At 44.9% G+C, this 23,181-nt stretch carries 18 protein-coding genes and 1 riboswitch; of the genes, 5 read left to right on the top strand and 13 right to left on the bottom strand.

Going from position 1 to position 23,181, the window contains the following annotated elements:
• Positions 1 to 47: 47 nt before the first annotated feature.
• From MKX35_RS07360 to MKX35_RS07335, 6 genes are all read right to left on the bottom strand, one after another.
• Positions 48 to 1,718 carry a response regulator gene (locus tag MKX35_RS07360; protein ID WP_076300660.1) on the bottom strand — a complete coding sequence of 557 codons (1,671 nt, stop codon included), beginning with the start codon at positions 1,716 to 1,718 and terminating at the stop codon, positions 48 to 50.
• A 21-nt stretch (positions 1,719 to 1,739) separates the two neighbouring features.
• Positions 1,740 to 2,606 (bottom strand): CheR family methyltransferase, encoded by an 867-nt coding sequence (locus tag MKX35_RS07355; RefSeq protein WP_076300661.1) that lies wholly within the window; start codon positions 2,604 to 2,606, stop codon positions 1,740 to 1,742.
• Between the two features lie 87 nt (positions 2,607 to 2,693).
• Entirely contained in the window at positions 2,694 to 6,365 is a 3,672-nt protein-coding gene (locus MKX35_RS07350; protein WP_076300662.1) for a response regulator, read from the bottom strand.
• Positions 6,362 to 7,534: a SpoIIE family protein phosphatase gene (locus MKX35_RS07345; RefSeq protein ID WP_076285480.1), complete on the bottom strand. Its 1,173-nt coding sequence runs from the start codon at positions 7,532 to 7,534 to the stop codon at positions 6,362 to 6,364. Before MKX35_RS07345 ends, MKX35_RS07350 begins: the two co-directional genes overlap by 4 nt.
• A 235-nt stretch (positions 7,535 to 7,769) precedes the next feature.
• The gene (locus MKX35_RS07340) at positions 7,770 to 8,294 is read right to left on the bottom strand and encodes a hypothetical protein (protein ID WP_076300663.1); all 525 of its coding nucleotides are present in this window, start codon (positions 8,292 to 8,294) and stop codon (positions 7,770 to 7,772) included.
• 60 nt (positions 8,295 to 8,354) lie between these two features.
• Positions 8,355 to 8,861, bottom strand: a complete 507-nt coding sequence (locus tag MKX35_RS07335; protein ID WP_076285482.1) for a DUF948 domain-containing protein — start codon at positions 8,859 to 8,861, stop codon at positions 8,355 to 8,357.
• A gap of 188 nt (positions 8,862 to 9,049) precedes the next feature.
• Here MKX35_RS07335 and MKX35_RS07330 point away from each other — a divergent pair, with 188 nt between their 5' ends.
• Positions 9,050 to 9,217: a DUF1328 family protein gene (locus tag MKX35_RS07330; RefSeq protein ID WP_042131050.1), complete on the top strand. Its 168-nt coding sequence runs from the start codon at positions 9,050 to 9,052 to the stop codon at positions 9,215 to 9,217.
• A gap of 126 nt (positions 9,218 to 9,343) precedes the next feature.
• The gene (locus MKX35_RS07325; RefSeq protein ID WP_076285483.1) at positions 9,344 to 9,718 is read left to right on the top strand and encodes a hypothetical protein; all 375 of its coding nucleotides are present in this window, start codon (positions 9,344 to 9,346) and stop codon (positions 9,716 to 9,718) included.
• 236 nt (positions 9,719 to 9,954) lie between these two features.
• Here MKX35_RS07325 and MKX35_RS07320 read toward each other — a convergent pair whose 3' ends face one another.
• Positions 9,955 to 11,031, bottom strand: a complete 1,077-nt coding sequence (locus tag MKX35_RS07320) for a C40 family peptidase (protein WP_076285484.1) — start codon at positions 11,029 to 11,031, stop codon at positions 9,955 to 9,957.
• Positions 11,032 to 11,232: 201 nt separating this feature from the next.
• Positions 11,233 to 12,102: a cation diffusion facilitator family transporter gene (locus MKX35_RS07315; RefSeq protein WP_042191865.1), complete on the bottom strand. Its 870-nt coding sequence runs from the start codon at positions 12,100 to 12,102 to the stop codon at positions 11,233 to 11,235.
• A gap of 124 nt (positions 12,103 to 12,226) precedes the next feature.
• Here MKX35_RS07315 and MKX35_RS07310 point away from each other — a divergent pair, with 124 nt between their 5' ends.
• Positions 12,227 to 12,412 (top strand): hypothetical protein, encoded by a 186-nt coding sequence (locus MKX35_RS07310; RefSeq protein WP_042191867.1) that lies wholly within the window; start codon positions 12,227 to 12,229, stop codon positions 12,410 to 12,412.
• An 82-nt stretch (positions 12,413 to 12,494) separates the two neighbouring features.
• Here MKX35_RS07310 and MKX35_RS07305 read toward each other — a convergent pair whose 3' ends face one another.
• The 3 genes from MKX35_RS07305 to MKX35_RS07295 form a co-directional block, all read right to left on the bottom strand.
• The gene (locus MKX35_RS07305) at positions 12,495 to 13,103 is read right to left on the bottom strand and encodes a histidine phosphatase family protein (protein ID WP_076300693.1); all 609 of its coding nucleotides are present in this window, start codon (positions 13,101 to 13,103) and stop codon (positions 12,495 to 12,497) included.
• A 115-nt stretch (positions 13,104 to 13,218) separates the two neighbouring features.
• Positions 13,219 to 14,844, bottom strand: a complete 1,626-nt coding sequence (locus MKX35_RS07300) for an ABC-F family ATP-binding cassette domain-containing protein (protein WP_042131056.1) — start codon at positions 14,842 to 14,844, stop codon at positions 13,219 to 13,221.
• Positions 14,845 to 15,000: 156 nt separating this feature from the next.
• Positions 15,001 to 15,966 (bottom strand): MBL fold metallo-hydrolase, encoded by a 966-nt coding sequence (locus MKX35_RS07295; protein ID WP_076285485.1) that lies wholly within the window; start codon positions 15,964 to 15,966, stop codon positions 15,001 to 15,003.
• 243 nt (positions 15,967 to 16,209) lie between these two features.
• Here MKX35_RS07295 and MKX35_RS07290 point away from each other — a divergent pair, with 243 nt between their 5' ends.
• Positions 16,210 to 17,346 (top strand): virulence factor, encoded by a 1,137-nt coding sequence (locus MKX35_RS07290; RefSeq protein WP_076300664.1) that lies wholly within the window; start codon positions 16,210 to 16,212, stop codon positions 17,344 to 17,346.
• Between the two features lie 103 nt (positions 17,347 to 17,449).
• Positions 17,450 to 17,655: riboswitch (Lysine riboswitch) on the top strand.
• 201 nt (positions 17,656 to 17,856) lie between these two features.
• Positions 17,857 to 19,335: an amino acid permease gene (locus MKX35_RS07285; protein WP_042131059.1), complete on the top strand. Its 1,479-nt coding sequence runs from the start codon at positions 17,857 to 17,859 to the stop codon at positions 19,333 to 19,335.
• 78 nt (positions 19,336 to 19,413) lie between these two features.
• Here the strand turns inward: MKX35_RS07285 and MKX35_RS07280 are convergent, their stop codons facing one another.
• Both MKX35_RS07280 and MKX35_RS07275 read right to left on the bottom strand, forming a co-directional pair.
• On the bottom strand, positions 19,414 to 20,553 hold the full coding sequence (locus tag MKX35_RS07280) for a transglutaminase domain-containing protein (RefSeq protein WP_076300665.1): 1,140 nt from the start codon (positions 20,551 to 20,553) through the stop codon (positions 19,414 to 19,416).
• 140 nt (positions 20,554 to 20,693) lie between these two features.
• Positions 20,694 to 23,066, bottom strand: coding sequence for a glycoside hydrolase family 95 protein (locus tag MKX35_RS07275; RefSeq protein WP_143759564.1), 2,373 nt, complete (start codon positions 23,064 to 23,066; stop codon positions 20,694 to 20,696).
• Positions 23,067 to 23,181 lie beyond the last annotated feature (115 nt).

Below are 23,181 nucleotides of genomic sequence, written 5' to 3'. Positions count from 1 at the left end.
ACCTTTGAATCAGATAACGTTAAAAAAACAGATTGGTAAATACTAGATTACGCTTGGAAAATAGATATATCAGGTTCTACTAATACATTGTCGTTGCTAGAATATCGAGAAATAATTTGTTTTATACTACTCATCTTCAGCGGTTTGCTGATGTAATCATCCATTCCAGAGGCCTTACAGCGATTCTGAATCCCTTCCATGACGTTCGCCGTCATTGCAATGATAATGGTCTTCTCGGCAGCAGGACCACCCTCTCGACGAATTTGAGCGGTCGCCTCTAAGCCATCCATCACTGGCATTTGAAGGTCCATAAAGATAAAATCATAAGGATGTTTAATCGCCATATCCACAGCCTGTTGACCATCTTCAGCCATATCGGCCGCATAGCCCAGCTTATCCAGCATGCTGACCATTAGACGCTGATTAATCGGATGGTCATCCACAACAAGGATTCTACTTCTCCCCTCTTGATTGGGAACAGGATGCGTGGATTCCTCTTCTTGATATCCACCTATCAAATCTTCTCCTGGCATGGATGCCTGAATCGTAAAGATAAAAGTAGCTCCTTTTTGCTCCATCGATTCTACCCGAATTTCTCCGCCCATCATTCCGACAAGAGATTTACATATAGCTAGTCCCAGACCTGTTCCCCCATATTTCCGTGTCATGGAAGAATCAAGCTGCGAGAAGGGCTCAAATAATCGGTCACATTTCTCCGGAGAAATACCAATCCCCGTATCCATAATTGTGAATTCAACTTCCATCTTATGATTCGCAACACTCTTGATCGAGGCGACTAGATAGACCCCACCTTGATTTGTGAATTTAACTGCGTTAGCGATCAGATTAATTAGAACTTGGCGTAAACGAGCCATATCCCCATATAAAAGCCGAGGCAATTTCTGATCAATAAAATAAGCGAGCTCCAGGTTCTTCTTTCCGGCTTCTATCGAGAAGAGGCTGAACACCTCTTGAATACAATTTCGAAGTTCAAATAAGTGCTCTTCAACTTCCATTTTTCCGGATTCCATTTTAGTAAAATCAAGAATGTCGTTAATTACCGTAATCAACGTGTCTGCACTTTTCCGAATGATCTCCGAATATTCCTTTTGCTCAGAAGTAAGATCCGTCTCCATTAACAAATCGATCATGCCAACTACGCCGTTCATAGGTGTACGAATTTCATGACTCATCATGGCTAGAAATTCTGACTTTGCTTTGGAGGCAATCTCCGCCTCTTCTTTTGCCTTGATAAGCTCACTATTAATGATTTCCAGTTCTTTCGTCTTTTGCTGCAGCAGCATGGTTTGAGTCTGATGCTTCTTGCTCGTGATGTACATTTCGACAAAGCCTTGTATCTTAGAGTTCAAAATTTGCGGAATGAAAGGCTTGACCATATAATCAATAGCCCCTGCCGAATAGCCCGCGAATAAATGCTCCGCTTCTTTGCTATTGGCAGAGATAAAAATAATCGGAATTTCCTTCGTTTTCTCTCTGGCCTTGATCAATTTGGCAGTTTCAATTCCATCCATACCCGGCATCTGTACATCTAGTACAATGACAGCAAAATCATACCTTAACAAACAGCGCAACGCTTCTTCACCGGAGGTAGCTTTAATTAGCTCGTAATGCTGGCTCTCAAGCACTGCCTCCAGCGCCAGCAAATTTTCAGGACGGTCGTCGACTAGTAGTATATGAATTGGTTCTTGAAACCCCATAGGACCACCCTCCTACATGCGTTATTTTATGTTACGGTATATTTTCTCCACTCTGTCTAAAGATTCATAGCAATCGCTATATTTCGTAAAGTGAATGGACTCCTTAGAGCCCAGAACAAGGATTCCAAAGCGACTTAGACTTTCATGAAACAACCCGTGAACATGATCACGAAGCTCATCATTGAAATAGATCATTACATTCCGGCAGAAAATAACATTAAATTCATTAAATGAAGTGTCAGTAGCTAAATTATGCTCAGCAAAAATAATATTTTTGCGTAAATAAGGTTGTAAAATAACTGAGTTATACTTCGCAGTATAGTATTCGGAAAATGCCCGAGTACCTCCTGCCTCCAAATAATTCTTTGTGTATTGCTTCATTCTGCTAATATCATAAACGCCTTCCTTAGCCTGCTGTAAAGAACGCTCATTCATATCTGTGGCATAAATTCGAGCCTTATCATAAAGCCCTTCTTCATGAAGCAGGATGGCCATAGAATAAACTTCTTCCCCAGTGGAACATCCGGCATGCCAGATACGAATATAGGGATAGGTTCTTAACAAAGGAACTACCTTCTGGCGAAAAGTTAGAAATAATCCCGGATCCCTGAACATTTCAGTCACAGGAATAGAGAGACTGTAGACAAATCGTTCAAAACAAGCCCGATCATGCAGAACCTTCTCTTGCAGCGCGGATATGGTGAGTACATTCTCCGCATGAACATGATGCCAGATGCGTCGTTTTAATGAAGGCAACGCATAATTCCGGAAATCATAGCCATATAAACGGTGTACCCCATCAAGAAGCAGCTCAATCTCAATTTGCTCCAGTTCGTCACTTCCCGCCAGAACGGGTTGCTCCTCATATCCGTGTTCTATTGCTTTCATTGTTATCCCGACTCCCTTATCAACACGCCGTACTTTTGAAGAATGGCTTTTTGTTAGTTCTTTTAAAGTATTACCCCAATATTAAGGTTACGAATACAGCCAGACTCGCATTAAAGATAGAAGTTGACCTGTTGCAATTGGCTTCTTCATATAGTCAGAGGCTCCAGCTTCAATGCATTTGGCACGATCCTCTTTCATAGCTTTGGCGGTCAGCGCAATAATAGGCAGTTTCTGATACTGTGGCATCTCGCGAATCCGGCGCATAGCCTCATATCCGTCCATTTCTGGCATCATCATATCCATTAGCACAAGATCAAAATCTTCTTGCTCTACCAGCATTTCCAGCGCTTCGCGTCCATTCTCCGCAAACTTCACTTCCATATGATACTCTTCGAGTACGCTGGAGAGCGCAAAGACATTGCGAATATCATCATCGACGAGCAGTATTTTCTTTCCTTCAAACAATTCTTCTTTATTATGAAGCTTCTGCAGAATCTTACGTTTATCTTCCGGAAGATTTGCTTCTACCCGGTGCAAGAACAATGTTGTCTCATCCAACAACCGCTCTGGAGAACGTACATCCTTGATAATGATTGATTCCGCATATTTACGCAGCTGCGTCTCTTCTTTGCCATCCAAATCCTTACCCGTATAAATAATAATAGGCAGATCATTTAATTCCTCATCATCACGAATCTGATCCAGCAGATCGAAGCCTGTCATATCCTCAAGCATCAAATCTAGAACCATACAATCATATCTCTGCTTCCGCAGCTCATTCAGTGCCTCCCCGCCAGTTGAAACTGCGGTTATAGCCACATCGTCATGACCAATCAATTCCATGATCGAACGACGTTGAATCTCATCATCCTCTACAATCAGCAAGTACTTCAACGTACTGGAGGTGTAGTTCTCGATTTGCGAGAAAGCCCGTTCAAGCGCCTCTCTAGAAGAAGGTTTTCTTAAATAAGCCATTGCCCCCATCATAAGCCCCTGCTTCACTTCATCATTTACAGAGATGACATGGACAGGGATATGGCGAGTCTGTGATGCACTCTTTAGTTCTCTAAGGATGGTCCAGCCATCCATAACCGGCAGCTGAATATCAAGAATAATCGCGTCTGGTAAATAAGTCTTCGCCATCTGCAATCCGGTATCCCCTTGGAGGGCTACCAGTCCTTTGAAGTTGCGGCCATGAGCCATATCCAGCAGTATTTTTGCGAAGCTCTCATCATCTTCAATAATAAGCAGAACCTTATCATTTGCAGTTAATTGATCACGATCATCATCGATCACTAATTGTGGGATAGGTGCATGAGCCTGCGTTGGTACAAGGGTTGGAAGTATATCTCCAATATACCCCTCGAAGGTTGCATCTTCTCTAGAAGCAGCAGCTTCTATTACTGCAGGTTGCTGCTTAATATAATTCCCTATAACTGGCAAATACATAGTAAAGGTACTACCTTGGCCCTCACGGGATTCCAGTACAATAGCTCCACCCATTAAACGTGCTAACTCACGGCTAATGGACAAACCTAAGCCTGTCCCCCCAAATTTACGGCTGGTAGTTCCATCCACCTGTTGGAAGGCTTCGAACACAATATCAGTTTTGTCTGCCGGAATACCAATTCCGCTATCCTTTACAGCAATAGCAATATATTCAACTTCACCTGGCAGATCTAGCGGAATAAGATTGTCATCTGCTTGACTAACCGAGAACTCAATAAATCCTTCCATCGTAAATTTAAAGGCATTAGAAAGCAGATTTCTTAACACCTGCTTCAACCGATGACCATCGGCAATGACACTATCTGGCAGTGGCTCGTTAAAGGTAATTTTTAAAGAAAGTCCCTTTTTGAGCGCTTGCGGAGCAAAATTCTGCTTCACAAAGCTCTTCAGCTCCGTTAATTTAATTTCTTCTTGGTTCAGTTCCATTTTGCCAGCATCAACCTTGGATAAGTCCAAAATCTCATCAATCATCTTAAGCAAGTCTGCACCTGACATATAAATCGTATGTGCAAATTCAACCTGTTTCTCTGACAAGTTGCCATCCTTATTCTCCGTGAGTAGCTGCGACAGAATCAAGAGACTGTTGAGCGGAGTTCGCAATTCATGAGACATATTCGCTAAGAACTCTGATTTATATTTACTAGTAACGGATAATTGCTTGGCCTGTTTCTCTAATTGAATTTTTGCATGCTCAATTTCATCTTTCTTCTCTTCAACCTCCTGCACTTGTTCCTCTAAAGCGCGGGTCTTGGCAATAAGTTCCGTATTATAATGCTCCAGTTCTTCCTGCTGACGCTGGAGTAGTTCTTCCGAACGTTTAAGCGCATCCGTCTGCTCTTCTAAGTTCTCATTGGAACGACGCAATTCCTCTTGCTGAGTCTGTAATTCCTCCGACTGACACTGCAGCTCTTCCGTAAGAGCTTGTGAATCACGCAACAACTTCTCCACGATCAAACGACGGCTAATATTATTAAAAATAATACTTAAATTATTAGCGAGTTGTTGCAGCAAATCATTTTTCAAACTGCTAAAAGGTTGGAATGAAGCAAATTCTACTACGCCTAGCAGTTCGTCTTCAAAAATAAGCGGATGGATAGAAATATATCCAGGTTGTGCATCCACGAATCCGGACTTAACGGATGAATAGTCTTCAGGAGCTTTCTCCAGTCTGATCGGGTGCATATCGAGCGCACTTTGTCCTACAAGCCCTTCACCAATCACAAACCCGTCCTTAGGTTTCTTATCATTATCTACTGCATAATATCCACTGCTTCGTAAAAAATCAGGACGATTGGCATCTTTTAAATATACAGCTCCGAACTGTGCTCCCAGCACAGGGGTAAACTCATTGATGAAGGTCTGTGAGACCTGATCCAAGGAGCTAACACCTCGCAATAGTTCCGTCACCCGAGCAACATTCGCATTCAGCCAGGATTGGTCATTCTGCGCTTGCGCATAGGCCTGTTCCATTTGCTGCTTCTGTTCAAGATCTAAAGCCATCTTTTTAAAGACAAGAGCAACCTCACCAATTTCATCTTTAGTAGTAACCTTTATACGCCGTATAGCCCTCACTTTACCGTTGCCAAAGCTGGTAATCATCATCGAAACGACATTAAGCCCCCGAGTGATGCTTGGGATGATCCATAGAACCACTCCAAGTCCGAGAAGTAAGCCCATAATCATCATTAGAACTACCATCTGAGTCGAACTTTTATAAGCTTCGTTGGCCTTCGTACTCTCTTCATTCATAATAAAAGCATTATAATCAGAGAGACTGTTCAGAGCGTTTAACACGGCATTCTGAATCGCTTGTCCCTCTGTGTTGGAATACGTGCTAGCATTCTGAAAATAACCAGCCGATAGCAGTTTCAATACCTTTTCCTGATAATTTAAATAAGTGGTGTACGCATCATCTATTTGACCAACCATTTGCATTTCTTCAGCGCTAGTCATCGATGCTTTTATTTTCTCGTAGTGCTCATTCGCTTTAGTAATCTTTTTATTAATCTCATTCTTTTGAGATTCTACCGATGATGCATCTGCACTTAACATGGTCGTGGTCAATATTCGCGCCATATCATTGACTTCTCCACGCATCCCCGAAGAAGATCGCCCCTTCATATATCTATCCTGATACCCTTCCAGTTGGTTATTCATATAATTTAAGCGGTCGTATCCTATCATCGTAAGTGCAAGCATAATCGCTAACATGGCACTGAAGCCAATTAAGAGTTTAGCCTTTATCTTCATTCTCTATCTGTTCCCTTCTTCAGTGAGATCCACACAATACACTTATCATCATCACGCTCTTTAGGAACCTCAACATTGAAAAAAGCAGCTCGAATAGCTTCTTCGTTCCACTCATGTTCAACATTTAAATGTTGAATCATAAATTTCAGCTGCTCTTCTTGTTCGCCCTCAACCAGTTCCAATAGACCATCTGTATAAAGAACTAGATGCCCTTCATCTTCATAGGTTAAGCTCTGTGGCTGAATATCAATCCGTTCAAACAAACCTACTGGGTGACAGTTACTTTCCAGCATGACTGGAGTCTTAGCCACACCTTCAAAAAATAGCGCAGGTGGATGCCCGGCGTTGACGTAGTCAATACGTTTCATACGGGTATCTATCACAAGATAAATGGTCGTAAAGTAGTATTGGATCAGCTTTTTCTCAATATAGAGCTGATTAAACCTTCGATTGAGCTCCTGAATTACCTTTTCCGGCTCTACATACGTAGTTACCGTGTCCTTTAACACAGAAGCAAGAAACATACAAAAAAGAGATGACGATATTCCGTGTCCCATAATGTCCAGCAGGATCACGCCATATCGGCCATCACCAAGGGGGTACCACGCGTATAAATCACCGGCAAGCTCAGAGGATGGCTGATAGATGGCATTGACCTCAAAATTCTCTTCCTGAAGAGGCAAGCTCAACACAGCATTCTGAACAAGTGCGGCCAGTCTCAATTCTTCTTGAATTCGCTGATCTCGTTCCTTATGCCAATCTTTCTCTCGCTTCAACCGCAACGCGAGCCGAATTCGGGCCATCAGCTCCACTTTGTTAATGGGTTTCGTAACATAATCTACTGCACCTGCATCCAGTGCTTCTGCCAGCTTCTTGGAATCGCCAACAGCTGTAACCATTATTATTGGAATATCCTTTAGGTGTTCGTATTGCTGTACAACACGACATGCCTCGATTCCATCCATTTCCGGCATCATCATATCCAGTAAAATCAGATCGATATCTGACATCCGAGGACGTCCATCTTCACTCACAGAACCGATACCCAACCGTGTAAGCATCTCTTTTGCAGAGGATGCGGTTACGAAATTTCGGTAATCTTCTTTTTTCAGGATTTCACGGATAATGATAACATTAGTCGGATTGTCATCTACGATTAAGATTCTCATCATCTTCACCTCACACGAATAGTATTACGAACGTAAAATTCTGCGACTCATTACCTATATCATACGCTATTTAAATGTGTTATTTCTATTTTTAATATATGTAAATATAGTAATAGGTTCATTTACGCCTTCAGCAAAGTAACCTCCCGAACCACTACATGTAGTGGTTCGGGAGGTTACTCTATGGTAAAGACAGCCTCTGTTTATTAACCAAAATGATCAAAAGTGAAACATATTAAGAAGAAATACTATCAAATAAATCAATACCTTCAAATTCACCTGCCAAATTTCGATATATTTTGAGCGCATTGTTTCCTCTCATATATACATCACCATCTTCGGCAATAAAATACGGTTTACCCAAGGTCGATTGCACATTATCCTTCACGGGATCAATTCCCACCCCATTTACCTGTAGCCCAAACTGCTGTGCTTGAGAAGGTGAGACATGCACATACAGTACAAACCCCTCACCAACACCCACTGTTACATCTGCGTATTGGTACTCCTCTGTCCCTTGCAATGGATCATTTGTTACCGCCAGCGGATTGCCCTTGGCCAGAAGCAATTCTTCCTTCGTAGCATATAAAGCAACACCTTGCAGTGAATCAAACTGATTTATAGCAGGGCTCGTTTCTGAGGAATGTTCAAATGTAAGAACTGTCTTAGGCTGATCACTAAAAGTCGAGATAGGCGTCAACTGTGGAGACGCATCAAAGTATGGGGAAAGTAGACTAAACAAGAGTATGATAATGTTCATGTTGTTATCCCACCTTTCTTATCTGCAGCCGCCATTTACAGAGGACTTGCTGCCTTAACTTTAATGACGGAATTTTTTCCAAAGAGTTGCAGCTACATCTACACTTTTTAACACAGTAGCTATTTTCCCCGGTGCTTTCTCGTTATTAACAGCATCATAAGAGTTTACCGTACGTTCCTCAGCTGGAGTCAGCGGAGCTTCTTTTATGGATACCCCCTTACGCTTCTCCCTCAGTTCATGTGATTTACGATATCTCTCAATCACAGTTACTGAAACTTGCTTAACGGTTAAGGTTAACTCATTCATAACTTCTCCCAAATTCTTCACAGAATCTATGACAGGATCAATCTTCTGAATTTTATTCTGTACATCAGCGGTAATTTCATTTGCATGTCTGACTGTAGTCTTCACTTCATAAGTCAGTTCATCCATCGTCTTCTGCACTTCCACCAAGGTCTGGCTTACTTTGTCGAGAGATTGCTTCGCTGACTGCAAAGTCTTAATTAGAAAGAAAACAAGTATTGCGAATGCGATAGCAACGAGAGCTACACTAAGTTCAATGATCATATTCATAACCCCTTCCAAATCTCATAAATAGTGGCTAATCAGCCTTGTATACTGCATAGTTACCCCTACTACCATATGCCGAAACAATCTGTCGAGCGTTGTCAAAACTCCCTGCTCCCCTTTGTTTCAGAATCAAAGTCCCCGTTTATACAATGACTACAAATCAAAAAAAGGATAGGTGATATGTAATGTTAAAATGGTCCGCAATTCTGCTAGTTGTAGCTGTAATCGCTGGTATCTTTGGTTTCTTCAATCTTGTAGCAGCCGCTGCTGGTCTTGCAAAGATACTATTCTTCGTATTCTTGGTTCTGTTTGTTGTTTCCCTCTTCACGGGACGCAGAGGTAGATCGATGTAGCCTCCTCCCATATCTATCCATATATCTTATTCATCATGCAGAAAGTATAGGTCATTCCCACACAGATGTCACTTGAGAAAATAAGAAAAAGTTTTGAAGTTAGATCATAATGAGGAGGAACTTAACATGAAAAAATTCGCCAGCATTACACTTGCCTTGGGACTTATGGCTTCAATAGCAGCTACAGCATCAGCCGCTGAGGTAACAGGGACAACTACAGATTCTACGCCCGGAACTGGAAGCACTTACACAACATCTTTTGAAACGATCATTACCCCATCGGATATTACTCCAGCCACACCACAAATTGTTCTAACCGAAAAAACAGCTTTCCACTTTTCAGTTGGCAGTATGATTCCCGCAGGCTGGCTTAGCGCTCAAACGCTTGATACCACAGGTGAAGTGATTACGGATACTTGGGGCAATGAATGGAGAGAAATCTACACTTGGCTAGGAAAAGCGTGGGTAAAGGTTCCTGTTGCTGCCAATGTAACTATGTAATTAGTATAAAAAAGATGATAACAAGCATAAACGCCTTCGGCGTCCCTATAAGGACGGCAAGTGTTTAAGCGAGAAATATAAAGATAATTTATAGAACGGAACATATAAATTCTTATATTTACAAAAAGCTACCCCCTCAGTAGATCATTCTACTGAGGGGGTAGCTTTTGCGCTTACGCCGCCTTTGTTCACCCGTCACAAACATGCGATGCTGCCGCTTCTGTATACCTATATAATTATCGGATGACCGATCCCCCGAAGAGGAAACGATTCGTCCAAGAAGCGCTTAATTTATCTACTTTCACCCCGCCTGAAGCTACGGAATACGTATGGAGAACTTGTCCATCTCCTAGATACATAGCAACATGCGATATTCTTGCCTTAGATTTGTCGATCCCTTCATACGCTGAAGCGGAGTTCCCTTTATAATCCATAAAGAACATTAGATCGCCGCGCTTCAAACCGGAAGTAGACGTAACTACCGTACTATTCGATTTCACCCAATCTCCCTGTTGACGGGAATCAGCAGGCAGTTTCAAATTCACAGCATCCATGAAAATTTGCCGGATAAAATCAGAACAATCGAAGGTGCTTGTATCATATCTGCTGGAACCAAACTCATAAGGTGTACCCAGATAGCCCATACCTGCTGAGATTACACTCTCGATTTGGGCAGAAGCCCCAGGTGTAGAAATAGGTGGTACTGGTGCTGGCGGCGTTGGTGTCGGCGTTACCGTCCCAGTCCCCCCATTATTAGCGAACGAAGTATATTGATCACTTGAACTTATATATCCAATGCTACCATCAGAGGTTTGAATTTGATACCAGGAGCTGTTCGGCTGTGCCAGAAGCTGTACTTGTTCCCCCTTCTTCAGAAGCCTCAGTACTTTTCCGCTTGTAGAAGGAGCAGTTCGAAGATTCACTCCGTACTTTATGGTTCCCGTTTGTGCTGATGGTGCTGTTGGTGTACCTACTGAAGATGAATTTACGCTGATATACTTATCATCTGTACTTGTATAGCCTACGGATCCATCCGCTGCTTTCACCTGATACCAATAGCTATTCGGTTGTGCCACAATCTGCACTTGATCTCCTTTTTGCAAATACTTCACTACTTCTCCACTTGTAGAAGGTGTACTGCGAAGGCGAACACTTGCCTCGATGACCGCTGTTTGACCGGCTGCTGCTGCCATAACTGAATTTGATGGACTTGAGGCTGCTGCTGCATTTCCAGGAGCAGATACTCCTAAACCTGCAACAATTGCAGCTGAAACCAATAAGGATGCTGTTAATTGCTTATGTGATTTAATCATACGTTCCCCCAATACCATGATGAGATTTCAACAAAGGTGTGAACTACATTCCTTTATGCCCTCATTATAGGCTTGCCCGGGATTTGGAACATGCTCCAAATTGCACATATAATCATGCCACTTTATGGTAAAATACAGGACTAAAGTCTTGAATCCTCCTTAAATATGTTTGTTTTTTCCTTAAAATAGAATTTTTCAAATTTAATCTTTAGGTTCCACATGCACCTGTACATTCATAATATTGTGTAGCTTGCTCATTCTCTCTTCAATGGAGTCACTGATCCTATGACCTTCCACCACTGTAATATTCGCGTCTACCTCCACTACAACATCCACGTGTACATGATTCCCATGAACCCGTGCCTTCACATCTTTAATCCCCTCTACTCCCGGTGTTCGAGCAATCGTACTACGTAGATCCATCAATCTATCTTCATCAAAGCCATCCGTAAGCCGGTAGGTCGAGTCACGAAAAATATCCCATGCCGTCTTAGAGATAATCAGTCCGACAACTACTGCCGCCGCAGAATCAATCCATGGCAGTCCGAACTGGGCACCTACAATCCCAACAGCCGCACCTATACTAACCATAGCATCGGAAAAATTATCTTTCGCCGCTGCCATGAGTGCACTACTATTTATCTGCTTAGCCAGCCTTTTGTTGTATATGTATACTCCCATCATTGCTACTGCACACACTAGAGCCACACCAGCAGACCATAGCTGCGGGGTTTCCTTTGCACGATCGAAAAAGGACCGCACCGCCTCCACAATCACTTGAATACCTACTACCGCCATAATAAAAGAAGCCAACAATGCAGCTACTGTCTCTGCCCGAAAATGTCCATAAGCATGGTCAGAGTCAGGTGGCTTCCGCGAAATCTTTAGACCAACCAACACGGCTGCAGATGCTACGATGTCAGTTAAATTATTGACTCCGTCCGCGACCAATGCACTAGAGGCGAATAGATAACCGCTAACCAGCTTGAAAGTCGATAAAATGAGGTAAGCCGCTATGCTAACCCAAGCGCCACGCTCGCCTTTACGTATATCTTCGTAAATATCAACCATTTTGGCTATCTCCTCGTTTTCTGTTTTGTTAGAAAAGAATTCTTTCAATTATTCTTGCCCTTGTAGCAGCATTTAAAAACAATTAGAATAAAGTGAAGGACTTGCTTCAAAGGAGGTTATCATAATGAGCGAAAACAATGAAAAAGGAAAAATCAATTTAGCTGAAGCTATCCGGCAAAAGCTGGAGCAGAAGAAACAACAATCTTCCTCCAAACCTGGATCAACTTTTCAGGCCGGATCCGCTAAACCACTAAAAAGTCAGAATAACAAAAAGCCTAACAACCAACGCCGTCGTACCGGCGGATCCTAGTACTATTTTATAAACATTAAAGGCTGCGCATCCCTCAGGGACAACGCAGCCTTTTATGCGTTCGTCTGCCTTAAAGGATGGGCTAGAACTCATCAAATTCATAACTGATTCTCTTTATTGTACAATTAGACAACTGAAAACATGCGCTTTGGGAAACCTCAAGTGATAAGGCTTCCTGTCTTGTAAGCCCAGCGTATACTCCCCGTAGAATTCTACTTGTTAATCCATGTGTAACCGCAATGACCCGCGGAGTGGAGGACAAGCTATCCAGCCAGTCTGTGACACGCTCCTGAACCACTTCATAGCTCTCTCCATCTGGTGAACGAAAATACCAATCATACATAGTCGTATCTTCAAGACTATTTGGCCAGCCCTGCTCAATTTCCTTGAGCGTTAGCCCTGACCAAGAACCAACGGAAACTTCACTTAACCTAGAATCCGTTTCTATTTCATTGAAATCATAACCTAAGATTTCACACAAAATTTGTGTACTTTGCAGCGCTCTCCCAAGTGGACTTGAAATCACCTTCCATTCGGAGAAATGCTCCACCGAATAACGAAGCAGCCTACCCATTTGTCTGACTTGATCCATTCCATGCTCAGTCAGAGGTGAGTCCAATTGGCCTTGGTAACGACCTTGCGTATTAAACTCGGTCTCCCCATGCCGCATAATAAAAATAGTTCTGTCCACATGCTTCACCTACCGTTACCTTTTCAAAATCGAAATTATAAAGACAGCTACCCTAATCCTATCAGGATTAGAGTAGCTGCTTAACGGGTTCCTTCCGCATAACGGAAAGTAAATATTATACTTCTACAGGATACATGCGTTGGCGCATTTCCTTAATTTCAGGATTCTCTAAATACTCATCGTAAGTCATCGTGCGATCAATTACACCTGTAGGTGTGATCTCGATGATACGGTTAGCAATCGTTTGGATGAACTGATGGTCATGGGAAGTAAAGAGAATAGTCCCGTCAAAATCAATCAGTCCGTTATTCAGTGCCGTAATGGATTCCAGATCCAAGTGATTGGTAGGCTCATCGAATACAAGCACGTTCGCACCGTTCAGCATCATCTTCGCCAACATACAGCGAACCTTCTCGCCCCCGGACAATACACTCGCTTTCTTCAGTGCTTCTTCTCCGGCGAACAGCATCCGTCCAAGGAATCCACGCAGGAACGTCTCATCCTGATCTTTAGAATACTGACGCAGCCATTCTACGAGATTCAAGTCCACGCCATCGAAATAGCTGGAGTTGTCTTTTGGGAAATAAGCTTGAGTTGTAGTGACGCCCCACGCATATTCACCCGCATCCGCTTCCTGCTCACCCATGATCACATCAAATAGAAGTGATTTAGGCTGGGAGTAAGGACCCACGAAAGCAATCTTATCACCTTTGTTAACTACAAAGCTGATTTCATCAAGAACCTTCTCACCTTCAACCGATTTGGTCAATCCGCTGATCGTCAGAAGCTGCTTACCTGCTTCACGTTCAGGTTTGAAGTTGAGGAACGGATATTTACGGTTAGATGGACGAATGTCATCCAACGTAATTTTCTCGAGTTGTTTCTTACGAGAAGTCGCCTGTTTAGACTTGGAAGCATTGGCCGAGAAACGCTGAATAAAGGCTTGCAGTTCCTTGATCTTGTCTTCCTTCTTCTTGTTCGAATCACGCTGTAAAGCTTGAGCAAGCTGACTGGACTCGTACCAGAAGTCGTAGTTACCAACGTACATCTGGATTTTGCCAAAATCAATATCCGCAATATGCGTACATACTTTGTTCAGGAAGTGACGGTCATGGGATACGACGATAACAGTACCTTCATAATCCATGAGGAAGTTCTCTAACCAGCCAATCGATTCTAGATCCAAGTGGTTGGTAGGCTCATCGAGCAGGAGGTTGTTTGGACGGCCAAACAAGGCTTGTGCCAAGAGTACCCGTACCTTCTCATTGCCGCTCAGTTCGGCCATTTTCTTATCATGCAGTTCACGCATAATGCCAAGACCGATCAGCATAGCCGCCGCATCTGGCTCTGCATCCCAGCCATTAAGTTCTGCAAATTCGCCTTCAAGCTCACCGGCACGTAGACCATCTGCTTCCGTGAAATCAGACTTCGCATAAAGCGCGTCCTTTTCTTTCATGATTTCATAAAGACGAGTGTGACCCATAATTACTGTTTCAAGTACTGGGAATTCATCGTACTCGAAATGATTCTGCTTCAGAACTGCAAGGCGTTCACCTGGTGTTATATGAACATCACCCGTGTTCGCTTCAATCTCCCCAGACAGAATTTTCAGAAAGGTTGATTTACCAGCACCATTGGCACCAATCAAACCATAGCAGTTACCAGGGGTGAATTTTATGTTTACATCTTCGAAGAGAGCGCGTTTTCCGTAGCGGAGTGTTACGCCGCTTGTGCTAATCATTACGCATTACCATCCTTTTCACTTTAGGGTTTCGGCTCATTATAGCATAAAATCAGTGCAAAAATCCCGTGAAATAGGCATTTAAGCTGATCTCTCTCCTACGAAACTTATTCCAACTGTTTTACGGCGACAACTTTTAAGGAGGAATTTTTTCAATTATTCCCCAGATGTGCGATTCTCCTTTTGTACGACCAGTGTTTCTCCATAACCGAGTGTACGAATTCTTTCCTCCGAAATCGCGTGTTTAACTCGGGCGTTCTCCATGCGATCCAGTGCTTCCCGGGCGGTATCATCAGCAAGTCTGAAGGTACCGTAATGCATCGGAATCATGGTCTCCGCCCCTACATCTAGGAAAGCTTGTATGGCTTCCTCAGGATTTACATGCTGAGAGGTCATGAACCATTCCGGTTCATAGGCCCCAATCGGCATAAGCGCGATATCGATCTTATAACGACTTCCGATCTCCTTAAAGCCAGGAAAATAACCGCTGTCCCCAGCGAAATAAAGATTCGGAGAAGACTTCTGATTTCCGGAATCAGCGGGCTCCAAGATGTACCCACCCCAATGAGAAGTATTCGTATCCCATGGCGTTCTCCGCGTCCAGTGCTGGGTAGGCACAAAACTAAGCTTGATCTTACCTAGCTTAATCTCCTGCCACCATTCCATTTCCACACAGTTGTGGAACCCTTTTCGAAGCATTTTTCGCTTCAGACCAACAGGAACTACAAGCGTTGTCCCTGCCCGATATAATTTGCGGATAGAGGCGATATGCAAATGGTCATAATGAGAGTGCGAAATCAGAATCAGGTCAATCGGTGGCACTTCGCTAAGTGGAATCCCAGGTTGTCCCAGTCTTTTCTCAAAGCCCAGCCTTCTCGCCCAGATGGGATCTGTAATGATATTCATCCCTTCATATTGAAGGAAAAATGTTGAATGCCCAATCCACGTAATGGTAGACTCCAATCGATTCTCAGACAGATAAGATAATCTGGGCGGCGTATTCGGTACAACATATGAATAGTCCTTCTTCTTGCGACGACGCTCCTCACGCCACTGGCGAAATTCCTTTAATGATTTATCGGTACTTACATTATCGACGTTATGGTAACGAGTTTTAGGCATACAACACCTCTTCTACAGAAGTTTACCGAGCAACCCTAGCTTTAGCGAATATACTACAACTATATTGAACAGCAGCGTATTTTGCAAAATATACAAATAGCATGATAAAGGTTCGCCCTTTTATTCATCACAATTGCAGACTTTAGCGAAATAATAGAAGAGTTCTTTTGGTTTCACGCCAGAAATGAGATAATATGTGTATAAAGTATGGCGGTGCATATACCGTTCAAGGGGGAGCTACGTATGAAGATTACTTTTATTGAACCGACTCCAAGTCCAAATACGATGAAGCTACATTTGGACGAAAGTTTAGAACCCGGAATTCGCAGAACCTATACTCCAGAAAGTGAGCGTTCCGCACCTGCTTGGGCACGTGAAATGTTAACGATACCGGGCGTTATTAGCATTTATCATGCTGCTGACTTCGCAGCACTTGAGCGCAAAGGCAATGCCGATTGGGCAGCCATTCTAAGAGAAGTTCAAAGCCGCTTCGCTAACAGCGAAGGTGTAACTGGAGATTGGAGCCTAGCTGACGAGAATGCCGGTGCTCATTTTGGGGAAGCGCAGGTCTTCGTCCAATTGTTCCGCGGAATTCCGATGCAAATCCGCGTCAAAACGGGCGCGAATGAAGAGCGCATATCCTTAGCTAACCGCTTTACTAAAGCGGTTATGGATGTGGCTAGCGCCGTGATGATCAAAGAGCGCAAGCTCACCGATTACGGCGTGCGTTATGGCGAGCCCGCGGACATTGCGCGCGAGGTCGAGCAAGAGATCGAGGCAGCGTATCCGCAGGAACGCCTCGACTCCCTCGTGCAGCAAGCCATTGCGCACGGAGCCGAAGGTGAGTTCGTCGAGCAGAGACGAACTCGTACACAGGATGAGCTGCTGCGAGACCTGAAGCATGAGGATTGGCGCGTGCGCTACGCCGCGCTAGAGGATCTTACGCCGACGGCGGAGCTCCTGCCGGAGCTTAAGGCGGCGCTACACGATTCCAAGCTGCATATTCGCAGGCTTGCGGTCGTGTATCTAGGCGACCTTCGCACGCCTGAGGCGATGGAGCTGCTCTATGAGGCGATGGCTGACAGCGCCCCAGCCGTAAGACGTACGGCTGGCGATACGCTATCCGACATCGGCGATCCTGCCGCCACGCCAGTGATGACGGCGGCACTAACGGATAAGAGCAAGCTTGTCCGCTGGCGTGCAGCTCGTTTTCTTTATGAAGTTGGCACATCCGAAGCTCAAGATGCGCTCACACTTGCAGCGGATGATCCAGAGTTCGAGGTTGGCCTTCAGGCCAAGATGGCTTTGGAGCGTATCGCCTCAGGTGAAGCCGCAGCAGGCACCGTATGGCAGCAGATGTCAGAACGCCGTCGTAATTAACACGGAAGTACCTGATTTTGTCATTGCTTTGAGAAGTAAACTTGCTTTATACTAATTCCTGTTGTTTATAAATGAATGAAGTAAAGATAGCCTCGTCATACTAAGATGAGGTAGAGGTCGCGGATATAAAGAGTACGCGTGTGGAGACGTTAGAGCCGTCTATGAATCACGCCGAAAGGAATATCCGCCGAAGCTTGCGCTGTAGCTCTTACAGCGGTGCAGGCTGGGGCCGTTGCCGAAAGGCACGGAACTGTCACATTGTACAGCCTGCGTAAGTAGCAGACTGCAGTGTGTTGCGCTATCTTCACAGGGAGTATGATGCGGAGCTGTATAGATGGAAGCCGCAGACATAGTTTGCGGCTTCTTTGCGTTTACAGAATTTGTATGTTTCGTACAGTCATCCATAACCTTCTGGAAATCACGAAGTATACCTCCCGCCTTGCGGGAGTCAGCAGCTCAGCACTCCCCGTTCATGAACAGTAAGATTAGATCATAAGGAGTGTCATATTCATGCAGGGCAATCAGCAAAACCCAGCGCAAGGCAACATAAATCAGCCTGCGCTAAAAAAATCGTTCAAAGCAAGACATTTAACCATGATCGCACTTGGCGGATCTATTGGTACGGGTCTGTTTCTAGCCAGTGGCGGCGCGATCGCTTCAGCAGGACCTGGTGGAGCGCTTCTAGCTTACACGGCAGTGGGTGTAATGGTTTATTTTCTAATGACTAGTCTTGGGGAGCTCGCCACCTATTTACCGGACTCCGGGTCCTTCAGTACCTACGGCACTCGTTTCGTCAGCCCCGCCTTTGGCTTCGCCATCGGCTGGAACTTCTGGTATAACTGGGCGGTTACGATTGCAGCAGAGCTATCAGCGGCTACCGTCATCATTAAATATTGGTTCCCGGACAGCCCTTCCTTTCTCTGGAGTCTGGTGTTCCTACTGCTGATGTTCGGCCTAAACTTCCTATCTGCTCGTGGCTACGGGGAATCAGAATATTGGTTTGCCATTATCAAAATTATTACCGTTATCGCCTTCCTCGTTGTCGGTGTCCTCATGATATTCGGCATTATGGGTGGAGAAGCCGTAGGCTTCAGTAACTTCCAAATCGGGGGCAGCTCTTTCCACGGTGGCTTCTTCGCCTTCGTCGGGGTCTTTATGGCAGCCGGATTCTCCTTCCAGGGTACCGAGCTAATCGGCGTTGCTGCTGGTGAGAGCGAGAACCCACGCCGCAACGTCCCAATTGCGATCCGCCAAGTATTCTGGCGTATATTAATCTTTTATATCCTTGCTATATTTGTAATCGGAATGTTGATTCCTTATACGAATCCAGATCTTCTGCGTGGAGGCATCGATGACATCGGAGTCAGTCCGTTTACGATCGTGTTCAATAAAGCCGGGCTTGCAATTGCTGCATCCGTAATGAATGCCGTCATTCTCAGCTCTGTACTGTCGGCAGGGAACTCAGGAATGTATGCTTCCACCCGTGTCCTGTATGCAATGGCTAAGGATGGCATGGCTCCGCGCGCACTGGGTAAGCTCAATCGCCGTGGTGTCCCTGTTGGCGCTTTGCTAGTAACTACGGCTGTCGGAATGCTCGCCTTTCTCGCTTCATTCTTTGGTGACGGTGCCGTATATAACTGGCTACTGAACGCCTCTGGTATGTGCGGATTTATTAACTGGTTGGGTATTGCGGTCTGCCATTACCGTTTCAGACGTGCTTTTATAGCACAAGGGCATTCGCTAGATGAACTACCTTACCGAGCTAGATGGTTCCCATTCGGACCTATCTTTGCTTTAGGACTTTGTATTGTAGCTATCCTCGGTCAGAATATGGGCGCCTTCTCAGGTGGAAATATCGACTGGTATGGTATCGCCGTTTCCTATATCAGCTTGCCGCTGTTTGTCTTGATCTGGGTCGGCTATCGCTGGTTCCGGAAGAGTAATATTATTCCTTTGGATAAATGCGACCTAAGTACTCACCCAGAATAAAATAGACCCGGTAAAAAAACAAAAAAGGGACGTCCCGTAGCCATTTAGGCTTATGGGATGTCCTTTTTGGTTATCCTTCTATTCCCAAGTCACAAACACTTTGAGATCGCCCGTATTGTCAAAAGCAGAACTGGAGTAAGATACATCCTCTAGTCCAAGCTTATATAGCTCCTGCAGGTCATTCTTAAGCTTGGTCCCACTCCCTTGATAACGGAATAATATAGACACCTCACCAGAGGCAATTGCCTTATTCGCTAGCCGAGTCAGATCTCCTACCGAACGTACAATTAGCTCCTCGGCATATAGCTCATAATTGAGATCCTTCTGAAGCTGTTTATAGACAACCGCATTCTGTCCTCCACGCTCCACAAGCGCAGTCAAGGTCTTATGATAGCCTACAGAAGCTGCCGGATAAGACTTCGTCCAGCTATGATCCTGACGCATCTGCGCATCCGTTCTCAAGTAGTATGCTGTGCTAACCACACCTGCCTTATCAGGTGTCGGGTCATCCCAAGTCGTGTCGAGATGATACCACCGTCCATCTAACAGCACAAGATTCCAGGCATGCAACTGGCTACGTCCTCCAGGCTGTTTGGCTGTACCCTCAACGATTTTATTCGTGAATCCAGCCTCCTTTAACAGCTTATAGGTCAACAGCGAATACCCTTGGCAAACGGCGCTGCCACTCTTCAATCCTTCATAAGCCGTATATTTACGATACGAAGTGTCATACTTCAGATGAAGCACAACCCAATCGTGGATAGCCTTCACCTTCTGATGATTGTTCATGCCCGGCGTTATGATCTTCTTCAGCGCAGCCTTCACTTCTTTGTTTACAAAAGCCGTCTGCTCCAGCGTCTCCAAATATTTCACTTCCACCGTAACTTTTACAGTGCTTGCGCTTCCTCGATAAGTATATCCGTAGCTGTCTATAATGTAATACAAATAAGGGTCACTAGCCATCGCTTGATCCAGAGCCGCTTGTATTTTCGTTTTCAAATTTGAAACTTTGCTCTCATAAGTAAAAGTAATGGTCTCCCTGCGGTTGTTCATTGCACCCGTTAGCTTCTGTGCTACTTCATTTACAGAACGAAGGGTGGGTGAACTCGAAGCCGCATAAGCATGACCCCAGCCCCAATAAATCATCGGTGGAATAGCAGCGAATATAATCACTCCTCCCAGAATGATCTTTACTAATGTGAAGCGTTTTTTCCACATATATATTCCGTTCCTCCGGCTCCTATAGACTTGTAATGAACCCTACCATTTAATAGATAATGAGTGTTTAGGCAAAAAAAGACTGCTCCCTGTAGAATAATTCTACTCTGAGAACAGCCTATATGCTAGAACGATGTGTTTTATTCGCTTTGCGGTGTAATGATATAGGTCTCTCCTATAACGGTTTCAAATTCCATCTCTATCCCTATTCGTGAACCATCGGGACTTTGAATGAGCAAAGGCTGGTGACTGTAAATTCTGCATATTTGTCCATGCGTCGAGGTCAGTTCCGCCTTCGTTAAGCGTCCCTCACGCCATTCTATACTTGTGATAAAGCCGCCTCGGGCTACCAAACCTTTCACACTGCCTTCAGACCATTCTTCTGGAAGAGCGGGTAATAATTCAAGCCCTTCCTGATGACTCTGCAAGAGCATCTCAGCAACTCCGGCCGTAGTTCCGAAGTTACCGTCAATTTGAAATGGTGGGTGATTACCGAATAAATTCGGCAGACTTGAATCTTGCAAAATACGACGTAAACAGCTATACGCACTCTCTCCATCCTTCAAACGCGCATATAGATTAAGTAGCCAGGCTGCACTCCAGCCCGTGTGTCCGCCCCCGCCTTCCAAGCGCTTCTTAAGCGATAACGCTGCCGCCTCTGCTAGCTCTGGTGTGAAGGAAGGACTAATTACATTCCCGGGATATAAATCATACAAATGAGAGACATGGCGGTGCCCAAGCTCTTGTTCAGCAAAATCCTCATTCCATTCACGAATACGTCCGTCCGGTGCAATCCCAGGATGAGCGAGTCGTTCCTGTTTCTGGCGTAGCTCCTGCCTCAGCTGGGCATCGGTATTCAAAATCTCAGCAGCCTGAATGCAATGCTTGAACAGCTCAGCGATCATCGATAAATCCATAGCTGAGCCAGCTGAAACACTGCATGGCGTGCCATCAGCAGTCAAGAATACATTCTCCGGTGAGGTAGACAGACCCGTTGTCCAGCTTCCATCAGGCAGTTCTACCAGCCAATCCAGACAAAATAACGCGGCTCCCTTTAACAAAGGATAAGCTGTGTTTCGCAAATATTCCTCATCTGGACGGAAAGCGTAACGCTCCCACAATTGGCGAGAGAGCCAAACGCCTCCCATTGGCCAAAATGCCCACATCGCCTTGCCGTCTGACGGAGACGTCATACGCCACAAATCTGTATTATGATGCACCGTCCAGCCACGTGCGCCATAATGAATATTTGCTGTACGGCTGCCAGCCATACTAAGCTCCGTAATAAAATCGATTAGAGGTTCATGGCATTCACCCAACCCGCATAACTCGGCTGGCCAATAATTCATTTCAATGTTTATATTAGTCGTATAATTGCTGTTCCATGGCGGCTGAAGATAGGGATTCCAGATCCCTTGCAAATTCAGAGCTTGCGTCCCCGGTCGTGAGCCAGCAATCATCAGGAAGCGGCCATACTGGAACAGCAGCGCTTCTAGCGCAGAATCTGCCTGCCCCTCCTGATACCGTACTAGTCTCTCATCCGTAGGAATCTCTATCCGGGAGGACGAAGGTGCAAGCGTCAACTCCACGCGGCGGAACAAGGACTGATGATCCTCTAGATGGCGCTTCTTCAGCTCTGCATATCCATTAGAGGACAAAGCCAATTGCTCTAGGCACAACTCCGAAGGCAGCTTACCGCCGCTTCCTGGCATCCGGTCATACCCGACAAAATCGGTTGCGGCAGCTAGGCGGATCGTAATGGAGCGCGCACCTGAAACCGACAACATGCCGTTCTCAGCATTACATTTGCCGCCATCTGTACGGATCTCCATTACAGCGGCAAAACTTATGCCAAGCCCCTCTTCGTATAATACGGAACGCGGATGATCTCCTACATAATTATCAGCCACATGCGATGGAGCACGACCGGTCATCATCAGCGCGCCATCCGGAGTGATCTCTAGTCGGAAAGGATGCGGCGAAGTCAGATCCACTGAGAAATCCGGCAAAATCCCCAGCCCTTCTTTTCCTTCTGCACGGATATGAATGACTATAAGTTCATCTGGTCTGCTGGCCAAAACTTCGCGCACAATCCTTACATCCCCCGCAGTATAGGACACCGTAGCAAGCGCTTGATCCAAATCAAGCTCCCTCTGATAATCCTCTACAGGACCACCAAGATTGAACTTCATTCGCAAGTCTCCGAGCGGTTGATAGGATTCAGTCCGTCTGCCTAACATCTTGGCATCCACTAGCGCTTCCGCTTCCTTGTATTTCCCCTCTGCCACCAATTGTTTGGCCGGAGCCAAATGACGCAGCGCCTCATAATTAGCTGTATCCCGCGGAAAGCCCGACCATAAGGTGTCTTCATTTAGTTGAATTAGTTCTTCTTCCGTTCCGCCAAAGATCATGCCGCCCAAACGGCCATTACCCACTGGCAGTGCCTCTTCCCATACAGCTGCCGGCTGCTTATACCAGAGCTTATGCCGCCCAGTGTTCTTACTTTCTTCCACGTATATTCCTCCTATCCTGTAATTACAGATGAAAACAAATCGGCGGGAAGCCCGGACTTTCGTTCGGACTTCCCGCCATCTTCATGCTTTTATTTTATTAACCTTAATTCAATAA

Origin of the sequence: Paenibacillus sp. FSL R5-0923, assembly GCF_038009145.1 — a bacterium.
Lineage (GTDB): Bacteria > Bacillota > Bacilli > Paenibacillales > Paenibacillaceae > Paenibacillus_AQ.
Note: the sequence above shows the minus strand (reverse complement) of the source record. Positions and strands in the feature narration are given on the sequence as shown.

What these genes read in the sequence shown, in the direction of transcription:
- MKX35_RS07360 (WP_076300660.1), bottom strand. Translation starts at nt 1,718, where the DNA reads ATGGGGTTTCAAGAACCAATTCATATACTACTAGTCGACGACCGTCCT.
- MKX35_RS07355 (WP_076300661.1), bottom strand. Translation starts at nt 2,606, where the DNA reads ATGAAAGCAATAGAACACGGATATGAGGAGCAACCCGTTCTGGCGGGA.
- MKX35_RS07350 (WP_076300662.1), bottom strand. Translation starts at nt 6,365, where the DNA reads ATGAAGATAAAGGCTAAACTCTTAATTGGCTTCAGTGCCATGTTAGCG.
- MKX35_RS07345 (WP_076285480.1), bottom strand. Translation starts at nt 7,534, where the DNA reads ATGAGAATCTTAATCGTAGATGACAATCCGACTAATGTTATCATTATC.
- MKX35_RS07340 (WP_076300663.1), bottom strand. Translation starts at nt 8,294, where the DNA reads ATGAACATTATCATACTCTTGTTTAGTCTACTTTCCCCATACTTTGAT.
- MKX35_RS07335 (WP_076285482.1), bottom strand. Translation starts at nt 8,861, where the DNA reads ATGATCATTGAACTTAGTGTAGCTCTCGTTGCTATCGCATTCGCAATA.
- MKX35_RS07330 (WP_042131050.1), top strand. Translation starts at nt 9,050, where the DNA reads ATGTTAAAATGGTCCGCAATTCTGCTAGTTGTAGCTGTAATCGCTGGT.
- MKX35_RS07325 (WP_076285483.1), top strand. Translation starts at nt 9,344, where the DNA reads ATGAAAAAATTCGCCAGCATTACACTTGCCTTGGGACTTATGGCTTCA.
- MKX35_RS07320 (WP_076285484.1), bottom strand. Translation starts at nt 11,031, where the DNA reads ATGATTAAATCACATAAGCAATTAACAGCATCCTTATTGGTTTCAGCT.
- MKX35_RS07315 (WP_042191865.1), bottom strand. Translation starts at nt 12,102, where the DNA reads ATGGTTGATATTTACGAAGATATACGTAAAGGCGAGCGTGGCGCTTGG.
- MKX35_RS07310 (WP_042191867.1), top strand. Translation starts at nt 12,227, where the DNA reads ATGAGCGAAAACAATGAAAAAGGAAAAATCAATTTAGCTGAAGCTATC.
- MKX35_RS07300 (WP_042131056.1), bottom strand. Translation starts at nt 14,844, where the DNA reads ATGATTAGCACAAGCGGCGTAACACTCCGCTACGGAAAACGCGCTCTC.
- MKX35_RS07295 (WP_076285485.1), bottom strand. Translation starts at nt 15,966, where the DNA reads ATGCCTAAAACTCGTTACCATAACGTCGATAATGTAAGTACCGATAAA.
- MKX35_RS07290 (WP_076300664.1), top strand. Translation starts at nt 16,210, where the DNA reads ATGAAGATTACTTTTATTGAACCGACTCCAAGTCCAAATACGATGAAG.
- MKX35_RS07285 (WP_042131059.1), top strand. Translation starts at nt 17,857, where the DNA reads ATGCAGGGCAATCAGCAAAACCCAGCGCAAGGCAACATAAATCAGCCT.
- MKX35_RS07280 (WP_076300665.1), bottom strand. Translation starts at nt 20,553, where the DNA reads ATGTGGAAAAAACGCTTCACATTAGTAAAGATCATTCTGGGAGGAGTG.